General features: G+C 68.9%; 19 protein-coding genes. 11 read left to right on the forward strand and 8 right to left on the reverse strand.

What is annotated here, in order from left to right:
* Positions 1–43: 43 nt before the first annotated feature.
* From D451_RS0109040 to sph, 4 genes are all read left to right on the forward strand, one after another.
* The gene (locus tag D451_RS0109040) at positions 44–871 is read left to right on the forward strand and encodes a metal ABC transporter ATP-binding protein (RefSeq protein ID WP_017534171.1); all 828 of its coding nucleotides are present in this window, start codon (positions 44–46) and stop codon (positions 869–871) included.
* Complete coding sequence (locus D451_RS0109045) at positions 868–1,770, forward strand: metal ABC transporter permease (protein ID WP_014912274.1); 903 nt, start codon at positions 868–870, stop codon at positions 1,768–1,770. The genes D451_RS0109040 and D451_RS0109045 overlap by 4 nt, the downstream gene beginning before the upstream one ends.
* Positions 1,767–2,141, forward strand: a complete 375-nt coding sequence (locus D451_RS0109050) for a Fur family transcriptional regulator (RefSeq protein ID WP_017534172.1) — start codon at positions 1,767–1,769, stop codon at positions 2,139–2,141. Before D451_RS0109045 ends, D451_RS0109050 begins: the two co-directional genes overlap by 4 nt.
* A 140-nt stretch (positions 2,142–2,281) precedes the next feature.
* Positions 2,282–3,247: a sphingomyelin phosphodiesterase gene (gene sph, locus D451_RS0109055; RefSeq protein WP_017534173.1), complete on the forward strand. Its 966-nt coding sequence runs from the start codon at positions 2,282–2,284 to the stop codon at positions 3,245–3,247.
* A 117-nt stretch (positions 3,248–3,364) separates the two neighbouring features.
* Here sph and D451_RS0109060 read toward each other — a convergent pair whose 3' ends face one another.
* From D451_RS0109060 to recO, 4 genes are all read right to left on the reverse strand, one after another.
* Complete coding sequence (locus D451_RS0109060) at positions 3,365–4,201, reverse strand: SGNH/GDSL hydrolase family protein (RefSeq protein WP_017534174.1); 837 nt, start codon at positions 4,199–4,201, stop codon at positions 3,365–3,367.
* Between the two features lie 124 nt (positions 4,202–4,325).
* Entirely contained in the window at positions 4,326–5,102 is a 777-nt protein-coding gene (locus D451_RS0109065) for an SGNH/GDSL hydrolase family protein (protein ID WP_014908463.1), read from the reverse strand.
* Between the two features lie 32 nt (positions 5,103–5,134).
* Positions 5,135–5,962, reverse strand: coding sequence for an isoprenyl transferase (locus D451_RS0109070; protein ID WP_017534175.1), 828 nt, complete (start codon positions 5,960–5,962; stop codon positions 5,135–5,137).
* Positions 5,959–6,690: a DNA repair protein RecO gene (recO, locus tag D451_RS0109075; protein WP_014909173.1), complete on the reverse strand. Its 732-nt coding sequence runs from the start codon at positions 6,688–6,690 to the stop codon at positions 5,959–5,961. The genes D451_RS0109070 and recO overlap by 4 nt, the downstream gene beginning before the upstream one ends.
* A 346-nt stretch (positions 6,691–7,036) precedes the next feature.
* On the opposite strand from recO, the gene D451_RS0109080 reads away from it, so the two are divergent.
* Positions 7,037–7,885 (forward strand): CAP domain-containing protein, encoded by an 849-nt coding sequence (locus D451_RS0109080; RefSeq protein ID WP_017534176.1) that lies wholly within the window; start codon positions 7,037–7,039, stop codon positions 7,883–7,885.
* 71 nt (positions 7,886–7,956) lie between these two features.
* Here D451_RS0109080 and leuA read toward each other — a convergent pair whose 3' ends face one another.
* Positions 7,957–9,657: a 2-isopropylmalate synthase gene (gene leuA, locus D451_RS0109085; RefSeq protein WP_014912652.1), complete on the reverse strand. Its 1,701-nt coding sequence runs from the start codon at positions 9,655–9,657 to the stop codon at positions 7,957–7,959.
* 714 nt (positions 9,658–10,371) lie between these two features.
* Between leuA and D451_RS0109090 the strand changes: the two genes are divergently transcribed.
* Positions 10,372–11,643 carry a M14 family metallopeptidase gene (locus D451_RS0109090; protein WP_014910903.1) on the forward strand — a complete coding sequence of 424 codons (1,272 nt, stop codon included), beginning with the start codon at positions 10,372–10,374 and terminating at the stop codon, positions 11,641–11,643.
* A 159-nt stretch (positions 11,644–11,802) separates the two neighbouring features.
* On the opposite strand, the gene gcl is transcribed toward D451_RS0109090, so the two are convergent.
* The 3 genes from gcl to D451_RS0109105 all read right to left on the reverse strand — a co-directional run bounded on the left by gcl (position 11,803) and on the right by D451_RS0109105 (position 15,514).
* The gene (gene gcl / locus D451_RS0109095) at positions 11,803–13,518 is read right to left on the reverse strand and encodes a glyoxylate carboligase (protein ID WP_017534177.1); all 1,716 of its coding nucleotides are present in this window, start codon (positions 13,516–13,518) and stop codon (positions 11,803–11,805) included.
* Between the two features lie 180 nt (positions 13,519–13,698).
* Positions 13,699–14,682 carry a 2-hydroxy-3-oxopropionate reductase gene (locus D451_RS0109100; protein WP_326337421.1) on the reverse strand — a complete coding sequence of 328 codons (984 nt, stop codon included), beginning with the start codon at positions 14,680–14,682 and terminating at the stop codon, positions 13,699–13,701.
* 34 nt (positions 14,683–14,716) lie between these two features.
* Positions 14,717–15,514, reverse strand: a complete 798-nt coding sequence (locus tag D451_RS0109105; RefSeq protein WP_014908684.1) for a hydroxypyruvate isomerase family protein — start codon at positions 15,512–15,514, stop codon at positions 14,717–14,719.
* Between the two features lie 335 nt (positions 15,515–15,849).
* Between D451_RS0109105 and D451_RS0109110 the strand changes: the two genes are divergently transcribed.
* The 5 genes from D451_RS0109110 (at position 15,850) to D451_RS0109135 (ending at position 20,859) form a co-directional block, all read left to right on the forward strand.
* Positions 15,850–16,407, forward strand: a complete 558-nt coding sequence (locus tag D451_RS0109110) for a 2-oxo-4-hydroxy-4-carboxy-5-ureidoimidazoline decarboxylase (protein ID WP_014911918.1) — start codon at positions 15,850–15,852, stop codon at positions 16,405–16,407.
* On the forward strand, positions 16,404–16,748 hold the full coding sequence (gene uraH / locus D451_RS0109115; protein ID WP_017534178.1) for a hydroxyisourate hydrolase: 345 nt from the start codon (positions 16,404–16,406) through the stop codon (positions 16,746–16,748). Before D451_RS0109110 ends, uraH begins: the two co-directional genes overlap by 4 nt.
* A gap of 247 nt (positions 16,749–16,995) precedes the next feature.
* The gene (pucL, locus tag D451_RS0109120; RefSeq protein ID WP_026124938.1) at positions 16,996–17,892 is read left to right on the forward strand and encodes a factor-independent urate hydroxylase; all 897 of its coding nucleotides are present in this window, start codon (positions 16,996–16,998) and stop codon (positions 17,890–17,892) included.
* Between the two features lie 369 nt (positions 17,893–18,261).
* Positions 18,262–19,776 (forward strand): nucleobase:cation symporter-2 family protein, encoded by a 1,515-nt coding sequence (locus tag D451_RS0109130; RefSeq protein WP_014909479.1) that lies wholly within the window; start codon positions 18,262–18,264, stop codon positions 19,774–19,776.
* A 156-nt stretch (positions 19,777–19,932) separates the two neighbouring features.
* Positions 19,933–20,859, forward strand: coding sequence for a LysR family transcriptional regulator (locus D451_RS0109135; protein ID WP_026124939.1), 927 nt, complete (start codon positions 19,933–19,935; stop codon positions 20,857–20,859).
* Positions 20,860–20,903: the final 44 nt, after the last annotated feature.

A 20,903-nucleotide genomic window follows, 5' to 3' on the forward strand; every position in this document is an offset into this window, starting at 1 on the left:
GATGAGTTTTGACAATCATTTTCACTTTCGTCATAATGTGTGAGTGTCAGCCCAGTTCGATGGGGCGAGGAGTACCTCTCCCGACGCCCCCGCCGCCTTCCAGATCATCGACGCCCACGCCGCCTACGACGGCGTTCCCGTCCTCGACGGCGTCGATGTCGAGATACCCGTGGGCCGGACCCTCGCGGTCCTGGGCCCCAACGGATCCGGGAAGTCGACCCTGATGCGGGCCATGCTCGGCATCGTCCCCCTCACCTCCGGTGAGATCCGCGTCCACGGGACCCCCTTGAAGCGCTTCCGGGACTGGCGGCGCATCGGCTACGTGCCCCAGCGGCTGACCGCGGGCGGCGCGGTCCCGGCCACCGTCCGCGAGATCGTCGCCTCCGGCCAGGTCGCGCGCCGACGCCGTCTGTCCCTGCCCACCCGGGCCGACCGGGTGGCGGTCGACGAGGCCCTGGCCGCGGTCGACCTGGGCGACCGGGCCGGCGACTCCGTCCGTGAGCTCTCCGGCGGCCAGCAGCAACGGGTGCTCATCGCCCGAGCGCTGGCGGGACGCCCCGACACCTTCGTCATGGACGAGCCGATGGCGGGGGTGGACGCCGACAATCAGCGCGCGTTGGCCGAGGCCATCTCCCGACTGCGCGACCAGGGCAGCACCGTGGTCCTGGTCCTGCACGAACTGGGCCCGTTGGAGGAGGTCATCGACCGCGCCGTGGTGCTCGAACACGGCCGGGTGGTCCATGACGGGGCCCCGCCCAAGGCCACCGGCGCGTGCGCCCGGCCGGGCCACGAGCACCAGCATCCCCATCCCGACCCCAACGATCCCGACGCCCACCCGGAGATCATCCCGACGCGAGGTGCCCGACCGTGATCGAACTGCTCCAGTACGAGTTCATGCGGCGTGCGCTGATCGCCGCGGTGCTGGTGGGTCTGGTCACCCCGGTGATCGGTACCTTCCTGGTCCAACGACGGCTGGCCCTGTTGGGCGACGGCATCGGCCACGTGGCGCTGACCGGGGTGGCCCTGGGGTTGCTCACCAGTACCTCCCCCGTGCTGACCGCCGCCGTCGTGGCGACCCTCGGAGCCGTCCTCATGGAGTTGGTGCGGGTCCGCACGCGCACCAGCGGCGACGTGGCGCTGGCCCTGCTGTTCTACGGGGGCATCGCGGGCGGTGTCCTGCTGATCGGTCTGACCCCCGGAGCCAGCAACGCCACCCTCACGTCGTTCCTCTTCGGCTCGGTGAGCACCGTCGGCGAACAGGACATCTGGATCGTGGGGGCGCTGGCCGTCGGGGTCCTGACGGTCCTGGCCGTGTTCGGTCGCGAACTGTTCGTCCTGTGTCAGGATGAGGAGGTGGCGCGGGCCCACGGGCTTCCGGTGCGTTTCCTCAGCATCCTGCTGGCGGTGACCGCCGCGTTGACCGTGGTGATCGCCATGCGCGTGGTGGGCGTGCTGATGGTGAGCGCTCTGATGATCGTCCCCGTCGCCGCGGCCCAGCAACTGAGTCGCAGCTTCCGGGTGACCGTCGGGCTGGCCGTGCTGATCGGCCTGCTGTCGTCACTGGGCGGGCTGACCACGGCCTTCTACTCGGACCTGGCTCCGGGTGCCACGATCGTGCTGCTGGCCCTGGCGGTCTACTGCGTGGCGGTCGTGGTCGGAGGCCTGCTGCGCAGGGCGACCGCGCGCCGAGGAGTCCCACCCCTGCCCCAGGGCACGGGAGGACCGACGGATACGATGCCCCAGACCGATCGGGGGAGGGTGACACCATGACCACACGACGTGAGGCGGTCCGCCGGGCGCTGACCGAGTCCTCCGGTTTCCGTAGCGCCCAGGACCTGTACGCGGATCTTCGGGCCGACGGCTCCAAGATCGGCCTGACCACCGTCTACCGGGCCCTCCAGGCCATGAGCGACTCGGGCGAGGTCGACGTCCTGCGCACCGACGAGGGCGAGGCCGTCTACCGGGCCTGCGACACCGAGGACCACCACCATCACCTGGTGTGCCGGGTGTGCTCCACCGCGGTGGAGATCGAGGGTCCCGCCGTGGAGCGCTGGGCCGCCGAGATCGGCGCCCAGCACGGCTTCACCGAGGTGACCCACACCGTGGAGGTCTTCGGGACCTGCGCCCGCTGCTCGGCCTGAGACGTCCACGAACGATAGAACGCTTCTCCCCGGGGCCCGCGCACACCATGTGCGCGGGCCCCGGGCGTGCATACGGTCTCCACCCAGAGGTTACTTACCGGTAACCCCCTCGTGTCACGGCCGGACCAGGCTGGAGCCCCGTGTACAGACGAACCGCGGCCGCGCTTCTGACAGCGCTGCTCATCACCCCGCTCCTGCCCACGACCCCGGCCACCGCCTCCTCCGAGACGGAACGTCAGGCCCCCCGCATCACCACCTACAACACGTTCCTCATGCCCAAGGCCCTCTACCCGAACTGGGGCCAGGACATCCGCGCCGACCTGATCCCGGCCGACGGGGTCCTCGACGGCCAGGACGTGGTGGTCCTCCAGGAGCTCTTTGAGAACTCCAGCGCCGAGCGCCTGCGCGAGGGCCTCTCCGAGGACTACCCGTACTCGACCCCCGTCGTGGGCCGTTCCAAGACGGGCTGGGACGACACCACCGGATTCCGCGGCGAGACCGTCACCAACGGCGGGGTGAGCGTGCACAGCGTCTGGCCGATCGTCCGCGCCGAGCAGCACATCTTCTCCCGCGCCTGCGGGGCCGACTGGTTCTCCAACAAGGGTTTCGCCTACGTCGAGCTCGACACCCCCGACGGCCCTCTGCACGTGGTGGGCACCCACATGCAGGCCGAGGACGGCGCCTGCCGAAGCGGCGAGGACCGGCGGATCCGGGCCGGGCAGCTGGACCAGATCGTGTCCGTCCTACGAGGGATCCCCGAGGACGAGCCGATCTACGTCGCGGGCGACCTGAACATCGTGGGCGGGACCGAGGAGTGGAACGACGCCCTCGACCGGCTCGACGCGGTGGAGCCCACCCCCGTCGACGACACCATCTCCTGGGACCCCTCCACCAACTCCATCGCCGGCCACGACTACTCCGGCCACGAGCCCCAGCAACTGGACCACGTCCTGCCGATCCGCAACCAGGCCTCCCCCGAGACCTACCTCAACGAGACCCGGGCGGTGAAGAGCGAGCCGTGGACGGTCCGTTCCTGGGGCCGCGACTACACCTACGACGACTACTCGGACCACTACCCCGTGTTCGGCTCCGCCGCGCGCCCCTGAGATCCCCGTGCGCGGGCGAGCCCGTGACCGGGTGATCGCACGCACGACGTCGGGCCCCGCCCCGGTCCCTCGAAAGGACACGGAGCGGGGCCCGACGGCCGTCTCGCGAACGTGGACTCAGTCGCCCGGACGATACCGCTCGCAGCGCTGGAGCTCCGGACGCTTGGGACTCACACCGTCACCGGAGGAACGACCGGTCAACCGACGACCGATCCACGGCACCAGGAACTCACGGGCCCAGTGCAGGTCCTCCTGCCGGGCGCTGCGCCAACCCCGAGGCTCCGGCGGCGGCCAGGGACGGTTCCAGTCGTCGTCGACCGGCAGACCCAGGACCTCGCACACACGCAGGGCCAGCCGACGGTGCCCCTCCGAGGACAGGTGCAGCCGGTCCCAGTTCCAGGCCCGCTGATCGTCGAAGATCCGCATGCTCCACACGTCGACGACATCGCAGCCATAACGGTCGGCGACCGAACGCATGTGCATGTTGTACGTGGCGATCTTGCCGCGCAGGTGACGCATCACCGGCTGCCAGTTGGTGTCGAAGCCGGTGAAGATGACCACGCGGGCGCCGGTCGAACGGAGCTCGGCGATCATCGACTCGAAGATCTCGACGACCTTGTCCGGATCGCTGCCGGGGCGGATGATGTCGTTGCCGCCCGCGCAGAGCGTGATCAGGTCGGGGGACATCTCGACCGCGCGCGGCACCTGCTCGTCACGGATCTGGGCGATCAGACGCCCCCGGACGGCGAGGTTGGCGTAACGCACCTCGGACACGTGGTCGGCGAGGTGTTCGGCCACGCGATCGGCCCAACCGCGATAACGACCGTTGGGGACGCTGTCACTGTCCGGGTAGGGGTCGCTCATACCCTCGGTGAAACTGTCTCCGAGGGCGACGTAGGACAGGATGTCCTTGTTCTCGAGGTCACCGGAGCTTCCGGTCGGCACACCGCTCATAGTCCTCGATGATGCAACCCGACCCCCGGGTTACGCGACAGTAGGTTCCTGGTTCGTCACGTTTTGGGGTGGAGCTCACACCACGAACGGTACGGCGGAGGCCGCGTGGAGCGACCCCCGTCCCTCAGCCGAGCGGACCGTCTCCCTCTCCCCCGAACGGCGTGAGCTCGGGCCGCTTGGCGGTCACCGTGTCACCGGAGGAACGTCCGGTCAGCCTGCGCCCGATCCACGGCCCCAGGGAGTCCTTCACCCAACGCAGGTCCTCACGGCGCGCGTCGGTCCAACCGACCGTCTCCGCCGTCGGCCAGGGCTCGTCCCAACGCTCCTCGGTGGGCACCCCCAGGACCTCGGCCACCCTCAGCGCCAGCCGACGGTGCCCCTCCGGGGACATGTGCAGCCGATCGTCGTCCCACGCGCGCGGGTCGGTGAGCACGTCCATGGACCACTGGTCGACCAGGAGACAGTCGTGGGCGTCGGCGATCGCGCGCACGTTCATGTAGTAGCGGGCGAACAGCCCGATGGCACCGCGCATATAGCCGGTGGAGACGTTCACCCCGGTGAAGAGGACGACCCGGGCGCCGCCGGCCCGCAGCCGGGACACGGTGTGCTCCAGCACGCGCGCCAGACGTTCGGGGTCTCCCCCGGGACGCAGCAGGTCGTTGCCCCCGGCGCACAGGGTGACCAGGTCGGGCGACATCTCCAGCGCCGGCGGGAGCTGGTCGGTGACGATCTGCCGGATGAGCTTGCCGCGCACGGCCAGGTTGGCGTAGCGGATCCCGCCCACGTGGTCGGCCAGATGCCCGGCCACCCGGTCGGCCCAGCCCCGGAAGACCCCGGAGCCGTCCGGGTAGGGATCGCCCACACCCTCGGTGAAGCTGTCCCCCACCGCGACGAACGACATCCCCCGCCGGAGGAGTCCCTCTCCCTCTACCGTCACTTCTTCTCCCCCTCGACCGGGTTGGGCACGGCACCGCCGTAACGACGGTCCCGGCTCGCGTAGATCTCACAGGCCCGCCACAGGTCGCGGCGGTCGAAGTCGGGCCAGAGCGTCTCCAGGAAGACGAACTCGGCGTAGGCGGACTGCCACAGGAGGAAGTTGGACAGCCGCTGCTCCCCCGAGGAGCGCACGAACAGGTCGACCGGGGGGACCTCGGGAGAGTAGAGGTGGCGGGCGAGGAGGTCCTCGTTGATCTTCTCCGGAGAGATGAGCCCCTCGGCGGCCTGACGGGCCAACTCGCGGGCGGCGTCGACGATCTCGGCCTGGCCTCCGTAGTTCACGCAGAACTGGAGGGTGAGCGCCGTGTTGTCCTTGGTCAGCTCCTCGGCGTCCTCCAGCTCCTTGATGACGCTCTTCCAGAGCATCCCCGGGCGGCCGGACCAGGTGACGCGCACACCGCGGGCGTGCAGCTCGTCGCGCCTGCGGCGGATGACGTCACGGTTGAAACCGAGGAGGAAGCGCACCTCGTCGGGGGATCGCTTCCAGTTCTCCGTGGAGAAGGCGTAGGCGGACAGGTGGGGGATCCCCATCTCCAGAGCGCCCTCGATGACGTCGAAGAGGGAGGACTCCCCCGCCTTGTGGCCCTCGGTGCGCGGTAGACCGCGTTCCTTGGCCCATCGGCCGTTGCCGTCCATGACCACGGCGACGTGTCGGGGCACCAGCTCGGCCGGCAACGCCGGGGGACGCGCGCCGTCGGGGTGCGGGACGGGAGCCGTGTACTCCTGTCGACTCCGCCTGCCGTTGTCGAAGTTGAACAGACTCAAGAACGCTCCACATGCCGCAGTGATCGGATTCCGTTCTCCAGGTGCCATTGCAGGTAGGCGGCGACCATCCCGCTGCACTCGGAGCGATGCCCGCCCTCGCTGGCGTCCGCGCTGTCCCAGTCTCCTCCCAGCAGGGCCGCCATCAGGCGGATCGTGTCGGGTGAGGGGTACACGGAGCCGTGGGGACGGCACACCGAGCAGACCATACCGCCGGCGTGCACCGCGAAGGCACGGTGCTCCCCAGGGCTTCCACACCGGGCGCACTCGACCAGGGCCGGAGCGTACCCGGCCACGGCCAGGGTCCGCAGCAGGTAGGCGTCCAGGATCAGCCTGGAGTCGTGCACGCCCTCGCCCAGCGTACGCAGGGCTCCGATGAGCAGGAGGAACTGGCGCAGCGCCGGGTCCTTCTCCACCGCGACGACCTTCTCCGCGGTCTCCAGCATCGCGGTGGCGGCCGTGTAACGGGAGTAGTCGTGGACCACGGCGGCCCCGTAGGAGCGCACGGTCTCGGCCTGGGTGATGACGTCGAGGGTGCGCCCGGTGTGCAACTGGACGTCGACGTGGGTACACGGCTCCAGGCGGGCGCCGAAGCGCGATCTGGTCCGGCGCACCCCCTTGCCGACGGCGCGCACCAGGCCGGTGCGTCGGGTCAGGAGGGTGATGATGCGGTCGGCCTCGCCCAGCTTCTGGTTGCGCAGGACGACACCCTCGTCACGGTAGAGGCTCACCCTTCCATTGTCGCGGATGTCCCGACCTCTCCGACGACTCCCGCCACTCTGATCAGCTTTATTACGTTTTGGATTCCCTTTTCCCTACATTTGCTCTACTCTCACGCGCTAGGAGTCCGACGACCAGGGCACGCCGCCCTTCCCCCGCGGCGTACGCGGTCCATGAACCGTGGAAGACCCCCTCGGACTCCCGGTCACCGAAGCCACACGTGGCCGTGGGCACGGGAGGAGTCCTCCCGGGGAGGGACACTCCCCGGTCGGCGCCAACCCCGTCGGGCCCTCCGTCCCGACCACCCCGCAGGGGTGCCCGCACGATTCCCCATCCCGGCACGGAAGGTGCAGCGATATGGCGCGAGGTCGCCGAGGCAGACGCAGGAAGAGCCCTCGTGAACAGGAGGCGGCTTCTCGTGAGGGCCACCCGGAACGACGCCGGAGAGGCCGCGCCCTGCCCTTGGTGGCGGGTGTGGCGGCGGTACCCATCGGTCTGACCCTGGCCGGGGCGTTGATCCTGCACGGGGTCGGGGACGAGACCGGCCCCGCCGACGGTTCGCCCACCCTCGGGGCGTCCGGTGAGGGGGTCGCCGACGACTCCATGGTCCCCGGCGCCGAAGAGGACGACGACTTCTTCGTCGAGCCCACCGCCTCGCCCGAGCGCGACGGCCCCGGCGGCGACAGCGGCCCGCGGAGCGACCAGGCCACCGCCTCCTACTCCCCCGAGGACACCGCTGAGAGCTCCGACCGTCCGAACTCCGACGAGGACGGCGGAGGCGACGACGGAGGCGGCACGAACGGTGGCGGTGGGAACGGAGACGAGACCCCGACCTCGTCCGGCCCCCGGGCCACCGCCGTGGTGAACCTGGTCAACGAGGAACGCGCCGCCCAGGGCTGCGACCCGGTGCACGTGGACGGCCGGCTCACCGCCGCCGCCCAGGAGCACAGCGAGGACATGGCCGCCCGCGACTACATGGCGCACGACAACCCCGACGGAGAGGGGCCCGGCGATCGGGCCCGACGTCACGGCTACTCCTCCTGGGGCGCGGAGAACGTCGCCAAGGGCCAGAGCAGCGCGGAGCAGGTGATGGAGGCCTGGATGAACAGTCCCGGCCACCGCGCCAACATCCTCAACTGCGATCTGACCGCCATCGGTGTCGGCGAGGCGTCCAACGCCTGGACCCAGAAGTTCGGCTACGAGTAGCCCGCGGGCCTTCCGAACGCACGAGGGCGGGCCCGGGACCGTGTCGGTCCCGGGCCCGCCCTCGTCTCGGATCAGGCGCGGCCGATGGCGCTGCACATGGCGCGCAGGGAGGCCGTGGTGATGCTGCTGTGGATGCCCACGCCCCACACCACGCGACCGTCGATCTCGGCCTCCACGTAGGCGGCGGCGCGGGCGTTGCCGTCCTCGCCCATGGAGTGCTCGATGTAGTCGATGACCCGGACCTTGACGTCCACCTCGGTCAGGGCGTCGGCGAAGGCGGAGATGGGACCGTTGCCGGTACCGGACAGCTCTCGTACCTCGCCGTTGACGCGGGTGTCGGCCTCGATCCGGTAGGTGCCGTCCTCCGCGGTGCTGGAGCGGTGCGCCAGCACCGACACCGGGCCGGTCTCGGACAGGTAGGTCTTGGAGAAGATCTCCCAGATGCGGTCGGCCGGGAACTCGCCGCCCTCGGCGTCGGTGAACTGCTGGATGACCTGGGAGAACTCGATCTGCAGACGGCGCGGCAGGTCCAGGGAGTGGTCCCGCTGCATGATGTAGGAGACACCGCCCTTGCCGGACTGGCTGTTGACCCGGATGACCGCCTCGTAGTTGCGGCCCACGTCCTTGGGGTCGATCGGCAGGTAGGGCACGTCCCACGGGTAGGCCTCGACCGGGGTACCGGCCTCGGCCGCGCGGGCGTTCAGGTCGTCGAAGCCCTTCTTGATGGCGTCCTGGTGGGAGCCGGAGAAGGCCGTGTAGACCAGGTCGCCGCCGTAGGGGTGGCGCGGGGCGACCGGCAGCTGGGTGCAGTGCTCGACCGTGCGACGGATCTCGTCGATGTCGGAGAAGTCGATCTCGGGGTCCACGCCCTGGCTGAACAGGTTCAGGCCCAGGGTGACCAGGCAGACGTTGCCGGTGCGCTCGCCGTGCCCGAACAGGCAGCCCTCGACCCGGTCGGCGCCGGCCATGACCGCCAGTTCGGCGGAGGCCACCCCGGTGCCGCGGTCGTTGTGCGGGTGCACGGACAGGACCACGTGCTCGCGCCGGGACAGGTTGCGGCTCATCCACTCGATCTGGTCGGCGTAGACGTTGGGGGTGGCGCGCTCGACGGTCGCCGGCAGGTTCAGGATGATCTCGCGACCGGGGCCGGGCCGCCACACGTCCATGACGGCCTCGCAGACCTCCAGGGCGAAGTCCAGCTCGGTGTCGATGAAGATCTCCGGCGAGTACTCGTAGCCGAAGTACTCGGTCTCGCCCAGGTACCGCTCGGCGAAGCGCACGACGTGCCGGGTGCCCTCGACGGCGATGTTCTTGCAGGCCTCACGGTCGACCTTGAAGACCACGCGGCGGAAGGTGGGCGCGGTGGCGTTGTACAGGTGGACGGTGGAGCGCTTGGCGCCGACCAGACTCTGCACGGTGCGCTCGATCAGGTCCTCGCGGGCCTGGGTCAGGACGGAGATCTGGACGTCGTCGGGGATCAGGTCCTCTTCGATCAGGGACCGGACGAAGTCGAAGTCGGTCTGGCTCGCGGCGGGGAAGCCGACCTCGATCTCCTTGTAGCCCATCCCGACCAGCAGCTCGAACATCTCGCGCTTGCGGGCCGGGTCCATCGGCTCGATCAGCGCCTGGTTGCCGTCGCGCAGGTCGGTGGACAGCCAGCGGGGGGCCTTGGTGATCGTCTTGGAGGGCCAGGTGCGGTCCGGCAGGTCCACCGGCGTGAAGGCCTGGTAGCGCTGGAACGGCATGGGGCTGGACTTCTGCTGCGGCACCATAACGGTGTTGCTCCTCGGAGAGAGTGTGGCACGTGATGACGTGGTCGACACGGCAAGCCGAAGTCCCGCGGCGAGGGGGCCGACCGTCTAACGATCCCCGCCGCGGCCACTAAGGAGGAGCAGCACGCGCAGCATAACGATCGTCACGCTAGCAGACGTCCACGAGAATTCGATACTCGACGCTCACATAGTGAGATCATGCGGCCATGACCTGGGACGTTTCCACCGTCTCGTGACGATTTAAACCGATCTGCCGACATGGGTAACTCGACTTCAAGATATAGCCCTCGAAGGGTTACCCTTGGGGGGAACCCTTCAGTGCTAGGGGGGTCATACGGAGTCCGTCGGCGGGACCCAGGGTGCGGCCAACACCCGGGCCCGCTCGCTCACGCCGATCAAGACACGTAAGCCGTGCCGACGCAGGGCCGGTACCGCCGACGGACATCCTCAGCCATACGAACCCGCGCCCCGAGATCACACGATCCGGGGCGCTCGTCGTGTCCGCGCACGGGATCCCCCGAGAGACCCGATACCGTATGGCCGCATGTGGACACGGAGCGTATCCGCACACTCCTCCGGAAAGCGGGCTTCACGTGCGGAGAACCCTAAACAGGACGTTCCCCCACACCCCCCGCCCGTGTTGACATCCCACCTCGGGACGATCTCCAATACCGCCACGTGTTCGAAGCCTCACACCCCGCTCATGGAGGCGACGTGAAGATCCCGACCCCCACACCCCTTCGAAGAACCCTCGTCCCCGTCTCCGTCGGCGCCCTGCTCCTGGGCGGCCTGGTCACGGGAAGCGCGAACGCCGAACCCGCCTACGGTCTCTACGAGATCGACGGGGTCGCCACCGCTCAGGAACGCACCGAGATCGCCGATACCGGCGTGGCGATCGACCACGTCGGAGACGACTCCGTCCTGATCACCGGCTCGTCGAGCGAGATCGCCGAACTCGACGCGCTCGGCTACACCGCCGAACCCCTGTCCCTCCCGGAGACCTACGCCTCCCCCGACCCGGGGTACACCACCTATCCGGAACTGTTGGAGATCATCGACGAGGTGGTCGAGAACAACCCCGACATCGCCGCCCAGGAGGTGTACGGCAGCTCCTACGAGGGCCAGGACCTGGTCGCGATCAAGATCAGCGGCGACGTCTCCACCGACCAGGACCTGCCCGAGGTCCTGTTCACCCACTCCCAGCACGCGCGGGAGCATCTGACAGTGGAGATGGCGATCTACCTGATGCGCCTGTTCACCGAGGGCTACGGCGAGGATCCGCGGATCACCGAGCTGGTCGACGGACGGGAGATCTGGATCCTGCCCAACGTCAACCCGGACGGCAGTGAGTACGACATGGCCGGGGACACCTGGCGGGACTGGCGCAAGAACCGCCAGCCCAATGAGGGCTCCTCGTCGGTCGGTACCGACCTGAACCGCAACTGGGCCTACAACTGGGGCTGCTGCGGCGGCGCCTCCGACAACCCCGACAGCATCACCTACCGGGGCCCCGAGGCCGAGTCGGCCCCCGAGGTCCGGGCCGTCGCCGACTTCGTGCGCGGCCGTGTGGTCGACGGCGAACAGCAGATCACCACGGCCATCGACTTCCACACCTTCAGCGAACTCATCCTGTGGCCGTTCGGATACACCTACGACGAGGTCACCGACGGGATGACGCGGGAGGAGTACGACACCCACCGGGCCCTGGGCGAGTACATGGCCGAGGCCAACGGGTACACGCCCCAACAGTCCAGTGATCTGTACGTCACGGACGGATCCATCAACGACTGGCTGTGGGCCGACCAGAACATCGTCAACTTCACCTACGAGATGTACCCGAAGAGCCTCTCCGACGGCGGCTTCTATCCGCCCTCGTCGGTGATCGAACGCGAGACCTCCCGCAACGAGGAGGCCGTGCTCCGGCTTCTCGACTACGCCGACTGCCCCTACCGGATCATCGGCGAAGAGGCCGCCTACTGCGGCTGACCCCTCTGTCTCAGAGACCCGGGGCATGACGGAGGGGCGACGGTGTGCCAGCGAAGAACACCGTCGCCCCTCTGGGGCCTCCTCCTGCCGGTCTCGGAGGAGGCCGGACCATGGGGCCGGGGTGCAGGTCCAGCCCCATGGTGGTTCAGTGGATCGGGATCAGGCCTCCGGCAGCGGCTCGAACTCCTTGACCGCGTCGATGGCCGGGCCGTGCGGCGTGTTGGCCTCGCGCTCGATCATGATCTCGACCAACACCGGACGAGAGGTGGCCTTGGCCTCCTTGCGGGCCCACTCCAGGCTGTCCCGGATCTCGGAGGGCTCCCAGACGCGACGCCCGGAGCAGCCGTAGGCCTCCATGAGCTTGACGTTGTCGGTGCCGTACTCGTCGTAGTGGATGTCCACCTGGTAGTTCATGTCGAACGGGATCGACGCCTGACGGATCAGGCCCAGGTACTCGTTGTTGAGCATGATGATGACGTAGGGAACGTCGTACTGGGCGGCGACGGCCAGTTCCTCGACCATGTACTGGAAGCCGTAGTCGCCGACGATGCCCACGACCTCGGCGTCGGGGTCGGTGTTCTTGAGCGCCTTCTTGACACCGATGGCGGCGGGGATCTCCCAGCCGAGCGGGCCGGCCTGACCACAGATCTGGTAGTGGCGCGGCTTGTAGGCCTTCTGGTGCTGGCCGCCCCAGATCTGGTAGAGGCCGATCGCGGTGACGAAGTAGGTGTCCTCGTCGAAGACCTCGTTGATCTCCTTGTAGACGCGCGGCGCCTTGACCGGGACGCTGTCGAAGTCCTCACGACGGGTCAGGGTGGTCTTGAGCTCGCCGACGCGGGAGATCCACGACTCGACCCGAGCCTTGGCGTTCCGGCGCTTGGCGGCGTTCAGCAGTTCCTGGAGGAACAGCTTGGCGTCGGAGACCACGCCCAGGTCCGGCTCGAAGACACGGCCGATCTGGGTGGCCTCGATGTCGACGTGGATGAACTTGCGCTCACCGCGGTAGACGTCGATCTGGCCGGTGTGGCGGTCGGCGAAGCGCGCGCCCACGGCCAGGACCAGGTCCGACTCCAGGAAGGAGGCGTTGCCGTAGCGCTGGGAGGTCTGGACACCGGTCATACCGGAGTACAGCGGGGAGTCCTCGTCGAAGGAACCCTTGCCCATGAGGGTGACCTGGACGGGCACCTGGAGGTAGTCGGCGAGCTCGCGCAGCTCGTCGGAGGCCTCGGCCAGGATCACGCCGCCGCCGGCGAGGATGAGCGGACGCTCGGCCTCCAGCAGCAGGTCGAGGGCCTTCTCGACGCGGGGCAGGTGCGGCTCGACCGTGTTGATCTTGAGCGCGGCGTCCAGCTCGGGGTCGTACTCGATGACCTGCTGGGCGACGTCCAGCGGAATGTCGATCAGGACGGGGCCGGGACGACCCTCTTGGGCGATCCGGAAGGCCTCGCGGAAGATCCACGGAGCGGTCGCGGCCTCCTTGATCTGGACGGCCCACTTGGTGACGGGCTTGGCGATCTCGACGATGTCGACCGCCTGGAAGCCCTCCTTGTCGAGCAGGTCGGTGCGCTGCTGACCGGTGATGCACACGATCGGGACCGAGTCCGCGATGGCGGTGTACAGACCGGTGATCATGTTGGTGCCGGCGGGACCGGAGGTACCGATCGCCACACCGACCTTGCCGGTGGTGCGCGACCAACCGTCGGCCATGTGGGTGGCGCCCTCTTCGTGGCGGACGGTCAGGTGCTCGATGCCGCCGACGTCCTCCATCGCCTTGTAGAGCGGCAGGATCGCCGCGCCGGGGCAACCGAAGGCGGTGTCGACGCCTTCGTCCTTGAGGACCTCCACGACCGCGTTCATCGCGGGCATTTTCGCCATGGGTGCGAACCCTTCAGTGCTGGGGTGTCCGGTGCGCCGGGGACGACCGTGTTCGATCGGTCGCCCCCGGCCCGGAGAAACAGGTGCCAGGGGTGGGGCGGCGTGTTCGCCGGCCTCCCGGGTGGGCCAACACCCGGGGGCGAGACGACGCCCCGGTCATACGGTGTGCGGTCGCGGTGACTACTCGCCGCGGCCGGAGAGCTGCTCGACGATCTTGAGGAGCGCCGAGTGGTCGAGGCCGCCGTGCCCCTGGTTCTTGAGCGCGGCGACGTTCTGGGCGACCTGGGCACCGAGCGGCACCGCTACGCCGGCGGCGTGGGCGGAGTCGGTGACGATGCGCATGTCCTTGTCGTGCAGGGCGATCCGGAAGCCCGGGGTGAAGTTGCGCTCGCGCATCCCCTTGCCCTTGCGCTGGAGGACGGTGCTGCCGGCGAGACCGCCGCCGAGGACCTCCAGGCCGGACTCGGTGTCCACACCGTGGGCCTCCAGGAACACCAGGGCCTCGGCGAGGAGCTGGATGTTGCCGGCCACGATGAGCTGGTTGGCGGCCTTGACCGTCTGACCGGAGCCGCTGGGGCCGACCAGGACGGGGGTGGTGCCCAGGACGTCGAAGACCGGACGGGCCGCGTCGAAGTCCTCCTGGGAACCGCCGACCATGATCGAGAGCTTGGCCTCGATGGCACCGGCCTCGCCGCCGCTGACCGGGGCGTCCAGGACACGGAAGCCGCGCTCGGCGCCGATGCCGGCGACGGAACGGGCGACGTCCGGGCGGATCGTGCTCATGTCGATGACGAGCGTGCCGGGCTTGGCGTTCTCGAAGACGCCGCCCTCACCGGCCAGCACGGCCTCGACGTCCGGGGAGTCCGGGACCATCGTGATGACGACCTCGGCGTCGGCCACGGCCTCGGCGATGCTGCCACCGCGCAGACCGCCCTCGGCGACCAGGGAGTCGACACGCTGGGGGCTGCGGTTGAAGCCGGTGACGGTGTGACCGGCGCGGACGAGGTTGACGGCCATGGGCAGACCCATGATGCCGAGGCCGATGAAGGCGATCTTCTTCGCGGACATGGCGGAGTCCTTGTCTGTCTGTCGGTACGCCCGGTGGCGTGTCTCGCACCGGACTCTGTGTGGCTTGGAAGCCTCGGGTACACCGGATCTTCGCAGTGCACCCGAGGCGGTCGGGCGGCCGGGCCGCGCGTCAGCGCAGCCAGCCGAAGCTCTCGGTGGTGGGGACGGTGGGCTTGTACTCCAGGCCCACCAGGCCCTGGTAGCCGCCGGCCTGGGAGGCGCTCAGCAGCTCGTCGATGGCGAGGTCGCCGGTGCCGGGCTCGCCGCGGCCGGGGGCGTCGGCGATCTGGATGTGACCGAAGGACGCGGCGTGCTCACGGACCACGGCGGCGACGTCGTCGCCGTTGACGGCCAGGTGGAAGAAGTCGGCGAGGAGCGCGACGTTCGCGGCGCCGGCCTCCTTGGCCTTGGCGACGAAGGCGAGCCCTTCCTCGGCGGTCTTGAAGGGGTAGTCCTCGGAGCCGCTGATCGGCTCGATGAGGACGGTGCCGCCGACCTTGGCGACGCCTTCGGCCGCGGCGAGGGTGTTCTCCAGGGCGATCCGGTCCTGCTCGGCCGGGTCGACGCCCTCCTGCCGCAGGCCGTAGAGGGCGTTGAAGCCGGTGGTCCCGGTGCGCTCGGCGATACCGACGACCACGTCGATGTTGGCGCGGAACTCGGCGGCGCGGTCGGGGTGGGAGAGCACGCCGCGGTCCGGACCCGGGAGCCGGCCGGCGAAGAAGTTCAGGCCGGTGAGTCGGACGTCCGCCTTCTCGATGGCGCCGACGAAGGCGTCGACCTCGGCCTGGGCGGGCGTGGCGCTCTCGAAGGGCCACCAGAACTCGACGGCGTGGAAGCCCGCGTCCCGTGCGGCCTGGGGGCGCTCGTTGACGGGGAGCTCGGTGAACAGCAGGGAGCAGTTCACCGTGTACCCGAGTGTGTGGCTCATGCGTTGCCTCCAGCAGCTACTTCCACATTGCGGAAATCAGATTTCGCTTTAAGGAATGATCTGAGTGTGCGCTGAGCCACCGCCCCTTGTCAACCACTCCGGTCCGCTCACTTTGAACGGAGTGTGACCTCATGTGCCCCAAGCACACCACCAGCCTCGGAAGCCGACGTGAACTTCACTACTTCTTGCGCCGAGGTCACAGATTTCGGAGTTTTTCGCAGGATGCCCCTTGCGAGTGTTGACAAGGTCACACTGGCATGAACTAGAGTCCCCCCAATCCGTAATACGGAATCCGCAATCTGCTCTACGAAATGCACGGAGCCACGGGAGTACACATGCCCGAGACCACCCCGGACGCGTCGGGGGCGGCCGTCCCCGACCCGGGACTGGCCCGCCTGAACCGGCTGTCCAAGGAGGAGCTGCGCACCGAACTCGCGCAGTGCCTCAACGTGGACCGCTGGGTGGAGGCGCTCGCCTCCGAAGCGCCCTTCGCCGACAGGGAGACCCTGCTCGCCAGTGCCGACGGGCACGCCCGAGCGATCACCTCCGAAGAGGCCGCCACCGCCCTGGCCCGCCACCCCCGCATCGGGGAGAAGGCCGAGGGCGAGGACACCGAGTCCGCGTGGTCGCGCGGTGAACAGTCCGCGTTCGCGGCCGACACCGACGACGCCTCCGCTCGTGTCCAGCGGATCTTCACCTTCGCCCAGGGCGAGTACGAAGGCCGCTTCGGCCAGATCTACCTCGTCTGCGCGAGCGGACGGACCGGCCGCGAACTCCTCGCCGACCTGGTCGCCCGTCTGGACAACGACACCGAGACCGAACTCTCCGTCGTCGGCGAGGAACTGCGCAAGATCGCCGGGCTGCGCCTGGTCAAACTCCTGGAGGCAGCATGAGCCACGTGACCACACACGTCCTCGACGCCGCGCTGGGCAGCCCCGCCCGCGACGTCCCCGTCCGCCTGGAGGCCGCCGCCGACCGCGAGCGCACCTCGTGGAAGCCGGTCGCCGAGGGCCGCACCAACGATGACGGCCGTGTCCCCGACTTCGGACCCGAGCGGCTTCAGGCCGGGTACTACCGGGTCGTGTTCGACACCGAGGCCTACTTCACCGCGACCGGGCAGAAGGGGTTCTACCCCGAGGTCACCATCGTGTTCGACCTCGCCGACGAGGACTCGCACTACCACGTGCCGCTCCTCCTGAGCCCGTTCGCCTACTCGACCTACCGGGGCTCCTAGCGGTACGGACGCCCCACGGGACCTGGCTCACCCCGTGACCGGCGTCCTCCCGCCCCGGTGAAAGCGACATCCGGACCAAGGAGGAGATCCAGGCAGAACACCCGACCCCAGTCCCCCCACATCTTCGAGTGCGTGACAGGTCCTTCCGCATGACCACAGCGGTCCTCCCTCATACGCACACTGCGCAGGCCGAGGCACATGGCGGCGCAAGCGATGAAAAGAATCCACATGGATGGAGTTCACCCTGATGGGCATCAAGCTCGGAGACAACCAGTACGGCAAGGCCGAGGTCCGTCTCGTCCACATCAACCGCGACACCGACGTCCACCGGATCAAGGACGTCAACGTCACCTCCCAGCTCCGCGGGGACCTGGAGGAAGTCCACACCATCGGTGACAACGGCACGTGTCTGCCGACCGACACCCAGAAGAACACCGTCTACGCCAAGGCCCGCGAGTGGGGCGGCGTCGGCGCGATCGAGGACTTCGCCCTGCGTCTGGCCCGCCACTTCGTGGACGAGCACGACTACGTGCACGGCGCCCGCCAGGAGATCGAGGAGTACTCCTGGGACCGGATCGACACCTCCAGCGGCCCGCACGACCACGCGTTCTCCCGCAACGGCGCCGAGACCCGCAACACCATCGTCAACAAGGACGGTGACAAGGAGTGGGTGGTCTCCGGATTCGAGGGCCTGACCGTCCTCAAGTCCACCGGCTCGGAGTTCCACGGCTTCCCCAAGACCCGGTACACGACTCTTCAGGAGACCACCGACCGGATCCTGGCCACCGACGTCGCCGCCCGCTGGCGCTACGTCGGCACCGACCACGACTTCGACAAGACCTACGCCTCCGTGCGCGCGCTGTGCCTCGAGGCCTTCGCCGAGACCCACAGCCTCGCCCTCCAGCAGACGCTGTACGCGATGGGCAAGGCCGTCCTGGAGGCCCACCCGGAGATCGCGGAGATCCGCTTCTCCATGCCCAACAAGCACCACTTCCTCGTGGACCTGTCCTCGTTCGACCTGGACAACCCGAACGAGGTCTTCTTCGCCGCCGACCGGCCCTACGGCAAGATCGAGGCCGTCGTCCAGCGTGACGACGCCCCCGAGGCCGGCGACGCCTGGAAGACCGTCCCGGGCTTCCTCTAAAGGACCCGTTCAGGGCACGTTCCCTCCCGGACCCCGCCGCGCGGGACCGAGGACCGAACGTCCCCCGTGGAACGGGCCGACACCCGTTCCACACCTTCCTACTCCGGGGCCCGCGCGTGCGGCCGGGCCCCGGCTCCCGAACCGGAGTACACCTCCACGACCGAGGCCTGTCCCTCCTCGTGCGACACGCGTGTCCCGCCCGGGATCAATATCCGAGGTTCTCCTCGCCTGCCCGTCTTCATGGGCCCCACCGACCTCCGTCGTACTTCTTGAATCGGGTGTACCGAGGTCGGCGCGACATCAACGGATCCCCCGAATCCGAACCCAGGTCATCCCCTGACCGCCGATCGCAAAGGCTGGAAACTGGCCATGTCGAACAGTCCGTCCGCGAAGGACTCGGCCACAACAACCGCCACGACCCCCGCTCGCCCCGAGGACGAGAAGCTGCCCGCGCGGCTTCTGCTCGTCTACGGACTCCAGCACATTCTCACCATGTACGCCGGTGCGGTGGCACCGGCACTCGTAGTAGGCGCCGCCGCTGGGCTCGCGAACGACCCCGCCGCCATGGGAATCCTCGTCAGCGGTGCGCTTCTCGTGGCGGGTATCGCCACTCTTCTCCAGACCGTGGGACACCGCCGACTCGGCGCGCAGCTGCCGATCGTGGTCGGCACCTCCTTCGTCCCCGTCAGCGCCATCACCGCCCTGGCCGCCGGTCAGGGCGGTGAGAACCTGCCCATCGCCTTCGGCGCCTCGATGGCCGCCGGTGTCTTCGGGCTCATCCTGACCCCCTTCTTCGGTCAGCTCATCCGCTTCTTCCCCCCGATCGTCACCGGAACGATCATCACCGTGATCGGCATCAGCCTGATGCCGGTGGCCGCCCGCTGGATCATGGACGGGTCGACCACCACGTTCAACGGTGAGCAGGTCGACGCCGCTCCGATGGCCAACCTGGGTCTGGCCGGCCTGACCCTCGCCGTCATCCTCATCGGTTCTCGACTCTTCCCGGGCATCTGGGGTCGTCTGTCGATCCTTCTCGGTCTGCTCGTCGGCACCCTCGTCTCGATCCCGCTGGGCATGGCCGACTTCAGCCGTGTCGGCGAGGCCGACATCGTGTTCAACCCGGCCTCGGTGTTCTACTTCGGTGCCCCGCAGTTCCAGGTCACCGCGATCATCACCATGTGCATCATCATGCTGGTGGTGCTCACCGAGGGCGCGTCCCACATCATCGCGGTCGGTGAGATCACCGGCACCAAGATCGACGCCAAGCGCATCTCGGCCGGTCTGCGCGCCGACGTGAGCGGTTCGATCATCGGTCCGATCTTCAGCGCCACCCCGACCAGCTCCTTCGCCCAGAACATCGGTCTGCTGGCCCTGACCGGTATCCGCAGCCGCTACGTGGTCGCCACCGGCGCCGCCATCCTTCTCGCCCTGGGCATGTTCCCCGTGCTCGGTGGCGTGATGGCCGCCATCCCGACCCCCGTGCTGGGCGGTGCCGGTCTGGTGCTGTTCGGCAGCGTCGCCTCCAGCGGTGTGAAGACGCTGGCCAAGGTGGACTTCACCAACAACCTCAACCTGATCCTGGTGGCGTCCTCGATCGGTGTGGCCATCATCCCGCTGGCCTACCCGACCTTCTACGCCTTCCTGCCCGAGTCGGTCGAGCTCATCGCCCACTCGGGCATCATCGGTGCCGCGATCGTGTCGATCCTGTTGAACATCTGCTTCAACGTGATCGGTCGACCGGCCTCCGGTACGCCCGCCGACATCGACCAGGCCGACATCGGTACCGCCGGCCCCGGTGAGGCCAAGTACACCGATCAAGCCGGAGCCACCTACCGGAGCAGCGACTCCGACCGTCCCGAGGCCGACCGGACCCCCGGCCGGTAGACCGAGAACGTCCGGGCGGCGAACCCGCCCGGACCTTCGGGGCCTCCCCCTCTCATGGCGGGCGCACGGTGACCGTGCGCCCGCCCTTCGTTCTCGGAACCGTTTCGAGCACGCCACCGAATCCGTTAAGCGGAGGTGAATGGTATGTCTGTGAAGATGACCGACTGGGATCTGCGCAAACTCCGTGTGCTCCGCACCCTCCAGGAGCTCGGCACCGTCCGGGCCACCGCCGAGGCCCTGTCCATGACCCCCTCCGCCGTCTCCCAGCAGCTCTCCTCCCTGTCCCAACAGGTGGGCGTGGCCCTGCTGGAGGCGCACGGTCGGCGGGTCCGGCTGACCGACGCCGCCCACGTGCTGCTGCGCCACACCGACGTGGTCCTGGCACAGTTGGAGCGGGCCGAGGCCGAACTCGACGGGTTCGTGCGGGGCGAGGCCGGACGGGTCCGGATCGGGGCCTTCGCCACCGCCATCCCGACCCTGGTGGTCCCGACCCTGAAGATCCTGCGGCGTACCCGCCCGGATCTGCGCACCCGGGTGCACCAGGCCGACGCCGCCGAGGTGTACGAACTGTTGGCCGCGGGTGAGATCGACATCGGTCTGTCGCTGGCCGCCCAGGCCCCCAGTGACCAGGATGGACGCTACGAGCGCGGCGAGCTTCTCGCCGACCCCCTGGACGTGGCGTTGCCCGTCCAGCACCGGCTGGCCTCGGCCCCGGCGTTGGGTCTGCGCGACCTGGCCGACGAACCGTGGATCTACGGGGCGTCGGGGCCGTGGCGGGACATCACCATCGCCGCCTGCGCGCAGGCCGGTTTCGTTCCGGAACAGGGGCACGTGGCCTCGGACTGGCGGGCCATCCTCGACATGGTCGCCGCCGGGCTGGGCGTGGCCCTCATCCCCCGCCTGGCCGCGGCGGCCGACACACCGGAGGTGGCCCTGCGCACCCCCCAGATCGACCAGCCGCGCCGTCACGTGGTCTGGGCCGTGCGGGCCGGGGCGGGGCAGCGACCACAGATCGAGGCGACGCTTCGGGCCCTGGCCGAGACCGCGTCGACCCTGCGAGCCGCGAATGTTCAGTCCAGATGAACGTAATGATCATAAACTTTCGATGGAATTAACCGGTTTCTCCT

It is taken from the genome of Nocardiopsis alba DSM 43377 (assembly GCF_000341225.1).
Taxonomy (GTDB): domain Bacteria; phylum Actinomycetota; class Actinomycetes; order Streptosporangiales; family Streptosporangiaceae; genus Nocardiopsis; species Nocardiopsis alba.

Excerpts from the sequence above, each read along its gene's own strand:
- uraH (WP_017534178.1), top strand. The coding sequence starts at position 16,404 with ATGAGCCACGTGACCACACACGTCCTCGACGCCGCGCTGGGCAGCCCC.
- D451_RS0109110 (WP_014911918.1), top strand. The coding sequence starts at position 15,850 with ATGCCCGAGACCACCCCGGACGCGTCGGGGGCGGCCGTCCCCGACCCG.
- pucL (WP_026124938.1), top strand. The coding sequence starts at position 16,996 with ATGGGCATCAAGCTCGGAGACAACCAGTACGGCAAGGCCGAGGTCCGT.
- D451_RS0109105 (WP_014908684.1), bottom strand. The coding sequence starts at position 15,514 with ATGAGCCACACACTCGGGTACACGGTGAACTGCTCCCTGCTGTTCACC.
- D451_RS0109135 (WP_026124939.1), top strand. The coding sequence starts at position 19,933 with ATGACCGACTGGGATCTGCGCAAACTCCGTGTGCTCCGCACCCTCCAG.
- gcl (WP_017534177.1), bottom strand. The coding sequence starts at position 13,518 with ATGGCGAAAATGCCCGCGATGAACGCGGTCGTGGAGGTCCTCAAGGAC.
- D451_RS0109080 (WP_017534176.1), top strand. The coding sequence starts at position 7,037 with ATGGCGCGAGGTCGCCGAGGCAGACGCAGGAAGAGCCCTCGTGAACAG.
- D451_RS0109065 (WP_014908463.1), bottom strand. The coding sequence starts at position 5,102 with ATGTCGTTCGTCGCGGTGGGGGACAGCTTCACCGAGGGTGTGGGCGAT.
- D451_RS0109130 (WP_014909479.1), top strand. The coding sequence starts at position 18,262 with ATGTCGAACAGTCCGTCCGCGAAGGACTCGGCCACAACAACCGCCACG.
- D451_RS0109060 (WP_017534174.1), bottom strand. The coding sequence starts at position 4,201 with ATGAGCGGTGTGCCGACCGGAAGCTCCGGTGACCTCGAGAACAAGGAC.
- D451_RS0109050 (WP_017534172.1), top strand. The coding sequence starts at position 1,767 with ATGACCACACGACGTGAGGCGGTCCGCCGGGCGCTGACCGAGTCCTCC.
- leuA (WP_014912652.1), bottom strand. The coding sequence starts at position 9,657 with ATGGTGCCGCAGCAGAAGTCCAGCCCCATGCCGTTCCAGCGCTACCAG.